The organism is Pseudomonas sp. P7548, from assembly GCF_013386585.1.
Lineage (GTDB): Bacteria > Pseudomonadota > Gammaproteobacteria > Pseudomonadales > Pseudomonadaceae > Aquipseudomonas.
In genome coordinates this window covers 1-14,123 of the sequence record NZ_JACARO010000056.1, presented here as the reverse complement: position 1 = coordinate 14,123, position 14,123 = coordinate 1, and the positions used below count along the sequence as shown (strand labels likewise).

The window sequence follows — 14,123 nt, the reverse complement described above, 5'->3', positions numbered from 1 at the left end:
CTGATACACCGAGGTGCTTGCATCGCAGGCAAGCCGGCTCCTACAGATGTTCGCCATTGCGATGAATGGCCTGGATTCTGCATCTCACGCCCATTCGCCGGTTTTCCGTCACCGGCTTCTGGAGGATTAGGATGCGTAGTCTGGTGTTGTTGCTGGCGTCGTTGACGCTGAGTGGTTGCATGACCGTCAGCGATATGGCCGAAGGCACCCGTTATCAGATGAGTGACGCCGGGCTGCTGGACCACAGTGATACACGCCGTAGCGCCTCGATCCGCGTGCAGCCCGACTCGTTCATCTTTATCGCCCAAGGCGCCTTTGTACCGCCGGGCAGCGCCTACCCGCGTCCCAACGTGGTGGCCGAGGAAGCCTTCAACGGTTTCGTCGAGTATTTCCCCATGGTGCGTCGCGCCCGCCAGACCGAGGGCCTTGAACAGGCGATGTCCGAAGCCCGTGCGGCCGGTGCGCACTACCTGTTGTACTGCCGCTTTGCGGCAGCCGATGACCGCATCGGCAATGCCGACGAGTGGACCGACCAGCAAGCCCTGGACCGCGTTGGCCTGGACAGTGGCGTGATTCAGGTCATGCTGATCGAGACCAGCACCCAGTATTTGATTGATACTGTGCGCATTCGCAGCCGTGGCGGTTTACTGACGTTCCACGACAACAAGCCTCAAGACCTGATCGCCCGCCCGCTGGCGCAATACGCACGCAGCCTGCTGGGGATGAGTGACCAGTAATTCAAAGGAGACCCGCATGACCGATTCCGCCAAGGCCAACGACCTGTTGGCCCAACTGCCCAAGGGCAAGGGACCGGCGCCGGTGCACCTGTGGAACCCGGATTTCTGCGGCAACATCGACATGCGCATCGCCCGCGACGGCACCTGGTTCTATCAGGGCACGCCGATTGGCCGCAAACCGATGGTCAAGTTGTTCTCCAACATCATCCGCCGCGACGGCGATGAGTATTTCCTGGTGACCCCGGTGGAAAAAGTCGGGATCACCGTCGATGATGCGCCGTTTGTCGCGGTCACCCTCGAAGTCGAAGGCCAGGGCGAAAGCCAGGTCCTGCGCTTTACCACCAACGTCGACGATCAGATCGAGGCCGGCCTCGAACACCCGCTGCGGGTGGTGATCGACCCTGTCACCCAGGAACCTGCGCCTTACCTGCGGGTGCGCACCAACCTTGAAGCTCTCGTGCACCGCAACGCGTTCTACCAATTGGTGGAGCTGGCGGTGAGCCGTCCGATCAACGGTCAGAACTGGCTGGGCGTCTGGAGCGGCGGGGAATTTTTCCCCATTGGCCTGGAGCCCTGAGGCGGTTTTTTTCATCTTCCTGAAATAATTCGCTTGCTGCCATCGGGTGCTTTCGGTTATCAATTTGTACATGATTAGACATGTTCGATTTGATAAGAAAAAACGCGTCGTCGACGAGCTCATCCGCCGTATCGAGGGTGGGGTGATGGCCGACGGTTTCCTGCTGCCGGGCGAGCATCAACTGGCCGAGGAGTTCGCGGTCAGCCGCGGCACCCTGCGCGAAGCCCTGGCCGAGCTCAAGCGTCGCAACTACATCGCGACTCAGAGCGGCGTCGGCTCCATCGTCACCTTTGACGGCATGGTGCTTGACCAACGCAGCGGCTGGGCCCAGGCCCTGGCCGACACCGGCGCACGGGTGACCACCGACATCCTGCGCCTGGAAGCGGTCACCCGGCCGGACCTGGTCAGCCGTTTCGGCAGCGACCAGTTCATCGCTCTGGATCGTCGCCGGCGCACCACCGATGGCGTCGCCGTGTCCCTCGAACGTTCACTGATGCCTGCCGCGGGAGGCCTGGAAAGCCTGCCGCGTGTGGGCCTGATCGATAACTCCCTGACCATCACCCTGGCAGCCTACGGTTACGTCGGTGCCGAGGGCGACCAATGGATCGGCGCCGAGCCCCTGAGCGACGAAGACGCCGAGTTGCTCGGCCGACCTGTCGGCACCGTGTTTCTCAAAGCCTCGCGCACCACCTACGACCGTCGCGAGCGCTTCATGGAGTACGTCGAGAGCTTGCTCGATCCCTTGCACTTTCGCCTGCACCTGCAGTTTGGAGCCTTGAAATGACCCCGGATATTCGCGCACTCGGCGCCTTTTACGGCCTGGCGCTGGGCGATGCCCTGGGGATGCCCACCCAGTCCCTGAGCCGCGAGCAAGTCAGGGCTCGCTTCGGTGCCATCACCGGCCTGGAAGACGCCGATGCCGACCAACCGATTGCGCCGAACATGCCCGCCGGCTCGATCACCGACGACACCGAACAGGCAATCCTGGTCGGCGAGTTGCTGGTGGAAGGCCACGGCAAGATCGAGCCCACAGTACTGGCCCAGCGCCTGATCGAGTGGGAGGCGGTGATGCGCGCCAAAGGCTCCCAGGATTTGCTCGGGCCGTCGACCAAGCGTGCCATCGACATGATCCTTGCTGGCCACACGCCTGAAGAATCCGGGCGTTATGGCACCACCAACGGCGCGGCCATGCGCATCACCCCCGTGGGGATCGCGGCCGACGTCAGCGACCCGGCGCACTTCATCCAGGCGGTGATCCAGGCCTGTCAGGTCACCCACAACACCAGCCTCGGCATTTCCAGCGCTGCTGCTGTGGCGGCAGTGGTCTCGGCCGGCATCAACGGCACCGACCTTGGTGAAGCCCTGAACATCGGTGTGCAGATCGCCCAGCAGGCGGAAAACCACGGCCACTGGATCGCTGGTGGGCGCATTTCCACCCGCATCAGTTGGGCGCGCACCTTGAGCGTCGGCAGTGGCGACAAAGCCTTGTTCGCCGACTTGCTCTACGAATTGATCGGCACCTCCGTCGCCTCCCAGGAGTCGGTGGTGGTGTCGTTTGCCCTCGCGCAGCAAGTGGCGGTGGGTGAGATGAATGCTTTCGAGGCCCTGTGCCTGGCCGCCAGCCTCGGCGGTGACACCGACACCATCGCCGCCATTCTCGGTGCGATGTTGGGCGCGTGCCTGGGCCTGCAGTGCTGGCCCGAGGCGCTGATCGAACAGGTCAAGCAGGTCAATGGCCTGGAGTTGCAGCCGCTGGTCCAAGGGCTGCTGAAACTGCGATAAGCGCCGTAGGCAAACATGTGGGAGCGGGCTTGCTCGCGAAGGCGATGTGTCAGGTGGCACATCAGTTGGCCGACCCACTGCTTTCGCGAGCAAGCCCGCTCCCACATTCGATCGTGTCGAGTCATGGAGACCGAATAAAAGTTTCGCTTTGATTCTCTGCCACAACCACAACAATACAGGCACCAGGAGCACCCTCTCATGAGCAGCACCTCTTCCGGCCAAAGCGCCGGGCAATTGGAAACACGCGGCATAGAACCGGTCCCCGAAGGCGAGTGCAACGGCCACCCGCTGCAACTGTTCTGGGTGTGGTTCGCGGCCAATATCAGCATCCTCGGCTTGCCCCTGGGCGCGACATTGGTGGCGTTTCGTGGCCTGGCCATCTGGCAGGCGATCATCGTGGCGATCCTCGGTGCCGCAGGCTCCTTTGCGGTGGTGGGCATCATCTCCATCGCCGGGCGTCGCGGTCGTGCGCCGAGCCTCACGCTGTCGCGGGCGATCTTCGGCGTGCGCGGCAATATCGGCCCCACCCTGGTCTCGCTGATGTCGCGCCTGGGTTGGGAAACCGTCAACACCACCACCGCCGCGTTCGTGCTGCTGTCGTTGTGTTCGATCCTGTTCCATTCGCCGGTTGAGGCGAAAAGTGCGCCGGTACTCACCCTGATCTTCATCGCGATCTTCGTGCTGTTGACCCTGTCGGTGTCCGGCCTGGGCCATGCCACCTTGCTGGTGATCCAGAAGTGGGCCACCTACGTGTTTGGCGCCTTGAACATTTTGGTGGGTGGTTTCCTCTGCGCCACCATCGACTGGAGCGCGGTGTTCAATGCCACGCCGGCACCGTTGAGCGCGATGATCATCGGCGTGGGCACCATGGCTGCCGGCACCGGTATCGGTTGGGCCAACGCCGGTGCCGACATGTCGCGCTACCAGCACCGCAGCGTCAAGGCCGTGCGCCTGGTGGCGTCGGCCGCGTTTGGTGCGGGTATCCCGCTGGTGTTGCTGATCACCCTAGGCGGCCTGCTGTCGGTGGGCAATAACGACCTGGCGTCGGCCACCGATCCGATCATCGCGATCCGCGACATGCTGCCGACCTGGATGGCCGTGCCGTATCTGATCACAGCGTTCGGCGGGTTGCTGCTGTCCAACAACCTCTCGGTGTACTCGGCGGGCCTCACCACCTTGACCCTGGGCCTCAAGGTCAAGCGTGTGCACGCGGTGATCGTCGACATCGTGGCGATCTTCGCCGGGTCGATTTACTTCATGCTGATCGCCGACAGCTTCTACGGCCCGTTCATTACCTTCATCTCGCTGCTGGCGGTGCCGATCACGGCGTGGGTCGGCATCTTTGTGGTCGACCTGATTCACCGCCATTACTACAGCCCCAAAGACTTGCTGGATGTCTCCCCAAGCAGCGCCTACTGGTATCGCGGCGGCGTGGAATGGCGTGCGTTCGGCGCCTGGGCGGTGGCGATCGTGCTGGGCTTCAGCTTCACCACCATCGGCACCACCGCTGAAAATATCTGGTTCGCCGGGCCATTGTCCGACTCCTGGCTGGGCCACAACGGCCTGGGCTGGATCGTCACCTTCTTGGTCGCCGGTGGGATTTACGCCGTACTGGGCGGCGCCGCTGATCGTCGCCCGGCTTTAGTAGAGAGCCCCAATGTCTAGATTGCTGCACACCGGCCAGGTCATCGTCGACCTGGTCATGGCCCTCGACACCTTGCCCGCAACCGGTGGCGACGTACTGGCGCAATCGGCCAGTTTCGAAGCCGGCGGCGGCTTCAACGTGATGGCCGCCGCCCGGCGCAATGGCTTGCCGGTGGTTTACCTCGGGCGTCATGGCAACGGTCGTTTTGGCGACCTGGCCCGCGCCGCGATGCAGGCCGAGGGCGTGGAAATCGCCCAGCCCGCCAGCGAGGGCAAAGACACCGGTTTGTGCGTCTCGCTCACCGAAGCCAGTACCGAGCGAACGTTCATTTCCCATATCGGCGCCGAAGGTGACTTGAGCGCCGACGACTTGGCAGGCGTGACGCCGCGCGCTGACGATTACGTGTACGTCAGCGGTTACAGCCTGTTGTTGGACGGCAAGGCCCAGGCGCTGCTCGATTGGCTGCTGGCCTTGCCGCGTGAAATAACCGTGGTGTTCGACCCGGGCCCGCTGGTCAAGGCACCGGATTCGGCGCTGATGATTGCGCTGCTGCCGCGTATTGATATCTGGACCAGCAACGGCCCGGAAGCGTTGGCATTTACCGGCGCGGGCGCGGTTGCGGATGCATTGGGCGAACTCAATCGCCATCTGCCGGATGAAGCGTTGCTGGTGGTACGCGACGGGCCGAATGGCTGCTGGATCAGCCGCCAGGGCAAGGCCGAACATGTGCCGGGTTTCAAGGTTAAGGCCGTGGACAGCAACGGCGCGGGCGATGCCCATGCCGGCGTGTTCCTCGCCGGGTTGGCCAACGGCTTGCAACCGGCCGAAGCGGCACGCCGTGCCAACGCGGCTGCAGCCCTGGCTGTCACCCGCTGGGGCCCGGCCACCTCCCCAGGCACCGCTGAAGTCGACGCATTGCTCGCCGAATAATCACCCGCCACTGTAGGAGCCGGCTTGCCGGCGATATCGGTCTATCGTGATGCACCGCCATCGCCGGCAAGCCGGCTCCTACAGAAAGGGGTGGATAGTTGGCAGAATAGGCGCCACTCAGCACGGAGCAGCGCCATGACCCAGAACATCTACGACACACCGGCTTTCTTCGAGGGCTACAGCAAGATGGGCCGTTCGGTCGAGGGCCTTGCCGGCGCGCCTGAGTGGCCTGCGTTACAGTCCCTGTTACCGCCGATGCCTGGCTTGAGGGTGGTAGACCTGGGCTGCGGCTACGGCTGGTTCAGCCGTTGGGCGCAGGAGCAGGGCGCTGCCCAAGTGCTGGGGCTGGACGTTTCAACGAGGATGTTGGCGCGTGCCACCGAGATGACCTCGGCCACCGCCATCACCTACGCGATTGCCGACCTGGAACACCTTGACCTGCCCGACGCCAGATTCGACCTCGCCTACAGCTCCCTGGCCTTCCATTACATCGTCGACCTCAAGGGGCTGTTTGCGCGCCTTCATCGCGCATTGGTCCCGGGCGGGCGCCTGGTGTTCTCCATCGAGCATCCGATCTTCATGGCGCCGCGCAACCCAGGCTGGCTCGTGGATGAACAGGGGCGCAAGAGTTGGCCGGTGGACGGCTATCAACGGGAAGGGCCACGGGTGACCCACTGGCTGGCCGAGGGCGTGATCAAACAGCACCGCACCTTGGGGACCTTGCTCAATCTGTTGATCGAGGCGGGGTTTACCTTGAGCCACGTCAACGAGTGGGGCCCAAGTGACGCGGACCTGGCCGCACGTCCCGAGCTTGCAGAAGAACTGGAGCGGCCGATGATGCTACTGGTAGCCGCCCAACGCTGACCCAACACAGGTGTAAAAATGTGGGAGCAGGCAAGCCAGCTCCCACAGGGGTTACTGCAAGGCTTTAGCCTGCCTGACCGTCCAGCTTACGCGCCTCATCCACACCGGACGCGGTCAGCTTGATCGGCAAGTTCAGCGCATATTCACCGGCATCGTCGGTGGTCACATGCCCATCCTTGATAAGCCCGCGGTCTTGCAGGAATGCCAAGACACTGGCCACCTCTTTTTCGCCGCGGTAGTTATCCAGCACCTCCTTGCCCAGGCCATTGGGGTGGGCGTGCAGCAGGCGGGTGAGGACTTCTTTCTCAAGGTTTCTATCGACGTTCATGCGTACCTCTTCACTGGGAAATGATCGGGTGTCGGTGGTGCGTGCGATGGATCAAGGTGCAGGTTGTTTCGGCGCGCCCGGGATGTTCGAGTCATCGCCTTTGTTGATCTTCGGCTGGTTGACCGCCGGGCCCATCTTGCCGTTACCCACTGCGGGCGGGCTTTGACGGCCGGTGTCCTGGCCCTGGGTGCGTGGGTCGGCACCTGGGGCACCTGGGGTGGTGTTATCGATGACAGCACCGCCGTTGGTGTCCAGGCCGGTGCCCATGGATTTCTGGGATTCTGACGTCGCCGGGTTGGTCGGGCCGGTCGACGAGGTGGCGGCGAAAGTGCTCAGGGAAGCGGCAGACAGCAGGCCGGTGAGGGCGAGGGCGGCAAACGTGGAAGGCTTCATGAGGGTATCTCCATAGGGTTGATGTCCTTACCCTTTATTGGTCCGCCCCTCTTTGCGGTTCGTGCCTGGGTGGCGACGAACGGTCTTGGGTCACCTGTAAGATTTTGTGTGACAGGCCTCGCTGTTCGACAGACGCCTGCGCCAGATCAGCCGCGCCACCGTGATGAACCAGTTGAACAGCGCCACCCCCAGCACGCACGCCAGCAGCGTCGGCAGGCCGTGCTCGACGATGAGCTTGCCCGCCAGCAGAGGGAAGCCGAACACCCCTACAAAATACGCCAGGCTGAACAGCAACAACGCCTGGGACGTGGTGCCGGCCGGTGCTTCATTGGCCACTAACCCGTTGATCACCGAATACGTCAGGCCATACCCGACTCCCAGGATCACGGCCGCCAGCAAATAGCTGCCACTGCCCGATACCCCATAACCGAACAGCACCACCGACAGCACCATCAAGCCTGACAACACGCACGCCGCGCGATAGGCATCTCGCTTGACCACAAACCCGGCAATCAGCAGGCGACTGGTGATCGCTGCGCTGAGAAAGCCCAGGAAGAACAGCGAATAGTCCAGCGAGCGGGCCGCCGCATAGCTGGTCTGGAACGACGACAAACCACCGAATACACAGCCACCCAGGCCAACCATGACAATCGCAAACGCGGCCTTGGACGACAGCACCTGGCGCGTCGCCGCCCAGGAAATCCGCGCCACCGGTGCATTGGCATGTCCCTTGAGATGTGCGCCCAAGCGCCAGAACATCACCATTCCAACCAAGCTGGCGAACGCTGCGAGCAGGAACGCACTCGTCAACGGCAACCCCAGCGCGCTCGCCCCGCGCCCCAGCAAAGGGCCGGAACCGATGCCGCTCATCATGCTGCCCGACAGCAACGCAAAGTACCGGGCGCGGTGCTGGGGCTCTACCAGCAAGGCCACGATGATCGGCCCCAGGGTATAGAACACCCCCCAGCCCAGCCCCAACGCCAGGCCGAACACCATCATCCCTTCGCCAAACCCCGGCACCAGGGCAAAGCCCAGGCACGCTACCACCAGCAACAGGCCGAGCACGGCAATCGAGCGCGCGGCGCCCAGCCAGTCCGCCAAGTGGCCCGACACCAGCACCGCGACAAAGGTGCTCAGCATCGCCATGGAAATCACGCTGCCGGCGTCGTGCTCGTTGCCGCCGCGTGTGTGGATCAGCAGCGACAGCAGGAACGTCGAACCGTAAGACAAAGACAACAAAAAACTCGCCAGGCAGAACAACACGAAGTGTCGCCGGGAGAACGTGGAAGCGGAGGGCATGGGCAAACCTGGCGGTTATTGGATGTATGGCGCCAGTTTTTAGCACGGGTGAACCCGGGGTTTGTTGTGGGGTTACTGGTCTCAGCATTAGCCCGGGGCGGAGTAAAGCCGCTGTTTGCCTTGCCTCCAGACCAGTGGTCAAGCCGAATGAGTTTGTTCAACCGCCGTACAGCTGGCCTTTGCGATAGTCCTGATGCGTGATCCGGGTCGTGAGGTATCTGTCGCTTTCAAGGCAGAACCTGAGGGCCTCGTTCGCCTGTGAATGTATCGAGGCGGATACCAAGTGGACACGCAGCATTACAAATCGGCGCCTTGGCCGGATTGACCCCACACAGCGAACACTGCCGCCATGACTACTGTGACCTTGCTGAAAGACCCCGTTATCACCCGACCGACAGAGGTGTTGTACGGTCCCCTCCAGCCTGAATTGTTGCGTCACGAAGTGCTGGCCGACCTGCTCGAGGCCACGGTGCGGCGCGACCCACATCAGGTGGCGCTGATCGATGGCGAACGCCAGCTCAGCTATGGCGAGCTGGACCGCCAGGCCAGTGTCGTGGCGTCACGGTTAATTGAGGCGGGTGTGGCGCCGGGCCAAATCGTCGGCCTGTGGATGCCGCGCGGGCTGGAGCTGCTGGTCATGCAGGCCGGCATCGCCAAGACCGGGGCCGCGTGGTTGCCGCTGGACCAGGACACACCGCTGGAGCGCCTACAGATCTGCATGGACGATGCCCAGGCGGTTGGCGTGTTGAGCTGCGAAAGCAACGCTGCGGCGCTGCGCAGTGTCGGGCTGGTCGCCTGGACCGCCGAAGCGTTGCTCGCGCCCACCGATGCGCCGTTGCTGCGTCGCACAAACGCCAAGCCGGAAGACCCGGCCTACGTCATCTACACCTCCGGTTCCACCGGCAAACCCAAGGGTATCCTGATTTCCCAGGGCAGTATCTGCCACTTCCTGCGCAGCGAGAACGCGATTCTCGGCATCCAGGCCAGCGACCGGGTGTACCAGGGCTTCTCGGTGGCCTTCGACATGTCGTTTGAAGAAATCTGGATCGCCTACCTGGTGGGCGCCACCTTGTGGATCGGCCCCAAAGACATCACCGGTGACCCCGAAGCCTTGCCGCGCATGCTTAACCAGCAGCGCATCAGCGTGCTGCACGCGGTGCCTACGTTGCTGGCGCTGTTCAGTGAAGAGGTGCCGAGCCTGCGCCTGATCAACCTCGGTGGCGAGATGTGCCCCGAGTCGCTGGTGGAGCGCTGGAGCCGCCCCGGCCGGCAGATCTTCAACACCTACGGGCCTACCGAGGCCACGGTGTCCGCCAGCCTGGCGCGTTTGGTGCCCGGTACCCCGGTGACCATCGGCACGCCATTGCCCAACTACGGTTTGCTGGTGATCGACGCCGACCTGGCCCCGGGCGCTACCCCGACCTTGTTGGGCCGTGGGCAGACCGGCGAGCTGTGCATCATTGGCCCGGGCCTGGCCGACGGCTACCTGGGGCGGCCGGACCTGACCCGCGAAAAATTCATCAGCAACCCGTGGTCCACCGGTTATTACGATGAGCGCCTGTACCGTACCGGCGACCTGGCGCGTATCGAGGCCGACGGCCAAGTGATGTGCCTGGGCCGCGCCGATGACCAAGTGAAGATCCGTGGCTTTCGCGTCGAGCTGGGCGAAATCGAGGCCTTGCTGGCCCAGCAGCCGGGCGTCGGCACCGTCGCGGTATTACTGCGCAATGACGGCGGTATGGATCAGTTGATTGCCTACCTGGTGCCGGAAGGCGGCGTGGCGGTCGAGGGCTTGCCCGCGCAGTTGCGCAAGGCATTGCAGGCGCGCTTGCCGGCGTACATGGTACCGGGTCGTTTTGAATTGCTCGACAGCATGCCCCGGCTGACCTCCGGCAAAATCGACCGCAAGGCCCTCAAGGCACGGCCGTTGGGCGTAGACACCGGCGGCGCGAACCTGGAGTCAGACACCCCGGAAAATCCCGGCGAAACCGTCCTATTTGCCGCCTTGGAAAAACTCTTCCCCGGCCAACCGATCCGTCGCGACGCGGACTTCTTTTGCGACCTCGGCGGCCACTCATTCTTTGCCGCGCGGCTGGCTTCGGCCTTGCGTGCCGACGAGCGTTTTGCCCACATCACCGTGCGCGATATCTATCAGCAACGGCGCGTCGGTGCGATTGCTGAGGTGCTGCAAACCACGCCACAGCCTGCCGTGCAGGAGGCCGCCTGGACGCCGCCTTCGCCCCTGGCGCGCTGGCGTTGCGGGCTGGCCCAGGCGGCGGTGATACCGGCCATGGTGTGCCTGCGCATGAGCCAGTGGCTGGCGCCGTTTTTTACCTATCACTACCTCACCGGCAGCCCCGGAGATTCGGTGGCCACGGCCACGGTGGCGTCCATCGGCGTGTTCCTGCTGGCGACGCTGTTGCAGTTCGTGCTGGCCATCGCCGGTAAATGGCTGATCGCCGGGCGCTTGAAACCGGGTGTCTATCCGTTGTGGGGCCTGACCTATTTTCGCTGGTGGGCCGCATCGCGCATGGTTGAGTCGGCGCCGGTCTACCTGCTAAGCGGCTCTTCGCTGTATGGCCTGTGGCTGCGAGCACTGGGGGCCAAGGTCGGGCGCGAGGCCAACATCGGCTCGCTGGGCGTGCGGGTGCCAGACCTGCTGCACATCGGCAATGAGGTCAGCATCGGAAATGGCGTCAGCCTGGAAAACGCCCGGGTCGAGCGCGGCCAATTGCACCTGGGCCAGGTGGTGATCGACGACAACGCCTGCCTGGGTTCGTACAGCATTCTGGAAGGCAACACCGCCGTCGGCCACAGTGGCCACCTGCAAGGGCAATCGGCATTGGCCGACGGCCGCCGTGTACCGGCCGGGCGCATCTGGAGCGGTTCGCCGGCGACCGATATCGGCGCGTTCGACCCTGCCAGCTTGCCACCTCGGCCTGTGGTCGGTCGCGGGCAACTGGCGCTGGAAAACCTGTTCTACGTGTTCGGTATCCTGCTGGTCGCCACGCTGTTTTTCATCCCGGTGTTCCCGACGTTTTTCCTGATCGACTGGTTCGATGAGCAACACATTCTGCCGCTGTTGCAGGAGCAGCACGTGAGCCTGCAATTGTTGCGCTACTTTGCCCTGGCGCTGCCTGCGGCTGCGGTGCTGATCGTAGTGATGATGCTGGTCTCGGCCGGCTTGCGCTGGGCCGTGTTGCCTCGCTTGAAGGCCGGCCACTACCCGGTGCACAGCCGGGTGTATTGCAGCAAATGGTTGGTGAGCCACATTCAGGAAGCCAGCCTCAATGTGCTGTCGGGCCTGTATGCCACGGTGTACGCGCCATTGTGGTATCGCCTGCTGGGCGCGCGAGTGGGCCGCGACGCGGAGATCTCCACGGCCCAGGGCGTGATCCCTGACATGCTTACCCTGGGCGACGAAACCTTCATCGCCGACGCGGTCATGCTCGGCGACGAACAGGTGGACGGCGGCTGGATGCGCATTCAGCCGACGGTGGTGTCGCACCGCAGTTTTGTCGGCAATGGCAGCTACATCCCCGACGGCACCACCTTGCCCGAGAACGTGCTGATCGGCGTGCATTCCCGCGCACCAGCCAATGCGCAGATCGCCAACGGCGACACCTGGCTGGGCTCGCCGCCGATCAACCTGCCGGCGCGTGAGCAAGTCAGTGGGTATGCCGACCACCTCACGTTCCGTCCGTCTCTGTGGCGCCGCCTGGCCCGTGGCGCGATCGAAGGGCTGCGCATCGTGCTGCCCCACGCCACCGTGATCGCCGTGGGCTACACCGTGATGATCGACTTGATGCCCGTGGCTGAAGACGAGCGTTGGGGGGCCGTGCTGGGCTACCTGGCGCTGATCGGCCTGGCCTACAGCCTGGGCAACTACCTGCTGGTGGCGGCGCTGAAATGGCTGGTGATGGGGCGCTATCGCAAACGCTCAGCCGCCATGTGGACGCCGTTTGTGTGGTTGTCCGAAGGCATCACCAGCCTCTACGAAGGCATGGCCGCGCCCAATTTCATGAGTTACCTGCGCGGTACGCCGTGGCTGCCGCTGGCCTTTCGCGGCCTGGGCTGCCGCATTGGGCGAGGCGTGTACATGGACACCACCGACATCACCGAATTTGACTGCGTCACCCTTGGCGATTACAGCGAACTGAACGCCGGCGCCTGCCCGCAGACGCACCTGTTTGAAGACCGTGTGATGAAAATCGACCAGGTGCTGATCGGTGAGCGGGTCTACATGGGGCCACGCAGCGCGGTGCTGTACAGCGCCGAAGTGGGTGACGGTGCACGGCTCGGGCCGCTGACGCTGGTGATGAAAGGCGAGTGCATTCCGGCCTCCAGCAGTTGGGTGGGCTGCCCGGCGGCGCCGGCGCGGGGTGAGTAGCGATGCACGTATTCATGTGGCCGCAGACACGGCCGCGCTGGCAAGACGGTGTGTTGTTGATCGGCTTGCGACACGTGCCCGGCATGACCCGCGAAGCCGCCCGGGCGCGTGTGCGCCAGGCACTGAGTGAGGCGTTGTTGCAGGCGCTCGATGTGCCCCAGGACCGCATCCGCTTTCACTCGTCACCGGGCCAGGCCCCGCAGATTCGTGTGCCCGGGCATGAAGACGCCGGGCTTTCCATCAGCCACGACGGCGATTTTTCGGTGGCGGCGGTGCACTTGCATGGCCCGGTCGGCATCGACGTGATGGCGGTGCAGGACACCCCGGACTGGCAAAGCGTGACCAGCGACTACCTGGGCCCGCACGTGCTGGCGCGCTTGTGCGCCGCGAGCCAGGCCCAGCGCGCTCGCCTGTTCACGCGTGCCTGGTGTGAGCGCGAGGCACGGCTCAAGTGCGTGGGGCAAGGGTTGGGTGAGTGGTCGCCACGGGCCGCGCGGGGCTGTCGCACCGTCGAGGTGGGGTTGCCGGCAGGGCTGGTCGGCGCCTTGGCGCTGCGCGCATAAATTGCGCTGCAATCGGTCATCAAAGCGCCTTAGTATGTGAGCTTTGAAATTGCCCAAGGCTCGCCCATGACCATCGAGATTCGCCCTGCCGTGCCCAGCGATGCTGCGCAGATCCTGACCTTCATCACCGAGCTTGCCGAGTACGAAAAGGCCCGGCATGAAGTGATCGCCAGTGTGGCGGATATCGAGCGCAGCCTGTTCAGCGAGGGCGCCACCGCCCACGGTCTGATCTGCTCGCGGGACGGTTTGCCGATCGGTTTTGCAGTGTTCTTTTTCAGCTATTCCACCTGGCTGGGCAGCAACTGCCTGTACCTGGAAGACCTCTACATCAACCCCGAGCAACGCGGCGGCGGCGCTGGCAAGAAGCTGCTGCGCCACCTGGCGAAGATTGCCTGTGACAACGGCTGCGGACGCTTCGAGTGGAGCGTGCTGGACTGGAATGAACCGGCGATTGCCTTCTACAAATCCATCGGCGCCCAGCCACAGGAAGAGTGGGTGCGCTACCGCATGGAAGGCGACGCGCTGCGCGATTTTGCCCAGGGCTGAAGCCACCTCCCTGAGAACAATGTAAATCCCCTGTGGGAGCGGGCTTGCTCGCGAAGGCGGTGTATCAGT

At 63.8% G+C, this 14,123-nt stretch carries 13 protein-coding genes; 10 read left to right on the top strand and 3 right to left on the bottom strand.

What is annotated here, in order from left to right:
* The first annotated feature begins 131 nt into the window (after positions 1–131).
* The 7 genes from HX803_RS22010 to HX803_RS21980 all read left to right on the top strand — a co-directional run bounded on the left by HX803_RS22010 (position 132) and on the right by HX803_RS21980 (position 6,535).
* Positions 132–737 carry a DUF4823 domain-containing protein gene (locus HX803_RS22010; protein ID WP_178923462.1) on the top strand — a complete coding sequence of 202 codons (606 nt, stop codon included), beginning with the start codon at positions 132–134 and terminating at the stop codon, positions 735–737.
* A 16-nt stretch (positions 738–753) separates the two neighbouring features.
* Entirely contained in the window at positions 754–1,314 is a 561-nt protein-coding gene (locus tag HX803_RS22005; protein WP_176997916.1) for a DUF1285 domain-containing protein, read from the top strand.
* 70 nt (positions 1,315–1,384) lie between these two features.
* Positions 1,385–2,098 (top strand): GntR family transcriptional regulator, encoded by a 714-nt coding sequence (locus HX803_RS22000; protein ID WP_178923460.1) that lies wholly within the window; start codon positions 1,385–1,387, stop codon positions 2,096–2,098.
* Positions 2,095–3,096, top strand: coding sequence for an ADP-ribosylglycohydrolase family protein (locus HX803_RS21995; protein WP_178923458.1), 1,002 nt, complete (start codon positions 2,095–2,097; stop codon positions 3,094–3,096). The genes HX803_RS22000 and HX803_RS21995 overlap by 4 nt, the downstream gene beginning before the upstream one ends.
* Before the next feature lie 198 nt (positions 3,097–3,294).
* A complete protein-coding gene (locus HX803_RS21990) occupies positions 3,295–4,761 on the top strand; it encodes a cytosine permease (RefSeq protein ID WP_176997913.1) in 1,467 nt (488 codons plus the stop codon).
* Positions 4,754–5,671: a PfkB family carbohydrate kinase gene (locus HX803_RS21985; RefSeq protein WP_178923456.1), complete on the top strand. Its 918-nt coding sequence runs from the start codon at positions 4,754–4,756 to the stop codon at positions 5,669–5,671. Before HX803_RS21990 ends, HX803_RS21985 begins: the two co-directional genes overlap by 8 nt.
* A gap of 135 nt (positions 5,672–5,806) precedes the next feature.
* Entirely contained in the window at positions 5,807–6,535 is a 729-nt protein-coding gene (locus tag HX803_RS21980; RefSeq protein WP_178923454.1) for a class I SAM-dependent methyltransferase, read from the top strand.
* Between the two features lie 64 nt (positions 6,536–6,599).
* Here HX803_RS21980 and HX803_RS21975 read toward each other — a convergent pair whose 3' ends face one another.
* The 3 genes from HX803_RS21975 to HX803_RS21965 form a co-directional block, all read right to left on the bottom strand.
* Positions 6,600–6,863, bottom strand: a complete 264-nt coding sequence (locus tag HX803_RS21975; protein WP_178923453.1) for a hypothetical protein — start codon at positions 6,861–6,863, stop codon at positions 6,600–6,602.
* Positions 6,864–6,914: 51 nt separating this feature from the next.
* Entirely contained in the window at positions 6,915–7,256 is a 342-nt protein-coding gene (locus HX803_RS21970; protein ID WP_178923452.1) for a hypothetical protein, read from the bottom strand.
* Positions 7,257–7,346: 90 nt separating this feature from the next.
* Positions 7,347–8,555: an MFS transporter gene (locus HX803_RS21965; protein ID WP_178923451.1), complete on the bottom strand. Its 1,209-nt coding sequence runs from the start codon at positions 8,553–8,555 to the stop codon at positions 7,347–7,349.
* A gap of 349 nt (positions 8,556–8,904) precedes the next feature.
* On the opposite strand from HX803_RS21965, the gene HX803_RS21960 reads away from it, so the two are divergent.
* The 3 genes from HX803_RS21960 to HX803_RS21950 all read left to right on the top strand — a co-directional run bounded on the left by HX803_RS21960 (position 8,905) and on the right by HX803_RS21950 (position 14,054).
* A complete protein-coding gene (locus tag HX803_RS21960) occupies positions 8,905–12,945 on the top strand; it encodes a Pls/PosA family non-ribosomal peptide synthetase (protein WP_178923450.1) in 4,041 nt (1,346 codons plus the stop codon).
* A gap of 2 nt (positions 12,946–12,947) precedes the next feature.
* The gene (locus HX803_RS21955) at positions 12,948–13,508 is read left to right on the top strand and encodes a 4'-phosphopantetheinyl transferase superfamily protein (RefSeq protein WP_178923449.1); all 561 of its coding nucleotides are present in this window, start codon (positions 12,948–12,950) and stop codon (positions 13,506–13,508) included.
* A gap of 66 nt (positions 13,509–13,574) precedes the next feature.
* A complete protein-coding gene (locus tag HX803_RS21950) occupies positions 13,575–14,054 on the top strand; it encodes a GNAT family N-acetyltransferase (RefSeq protein WP_119742815.1) in 480 nt (159 codons plus the stop codon).
* The last annotated feature ends 69 nt before the right edge of the window (positions 14,055–14,123 follow it).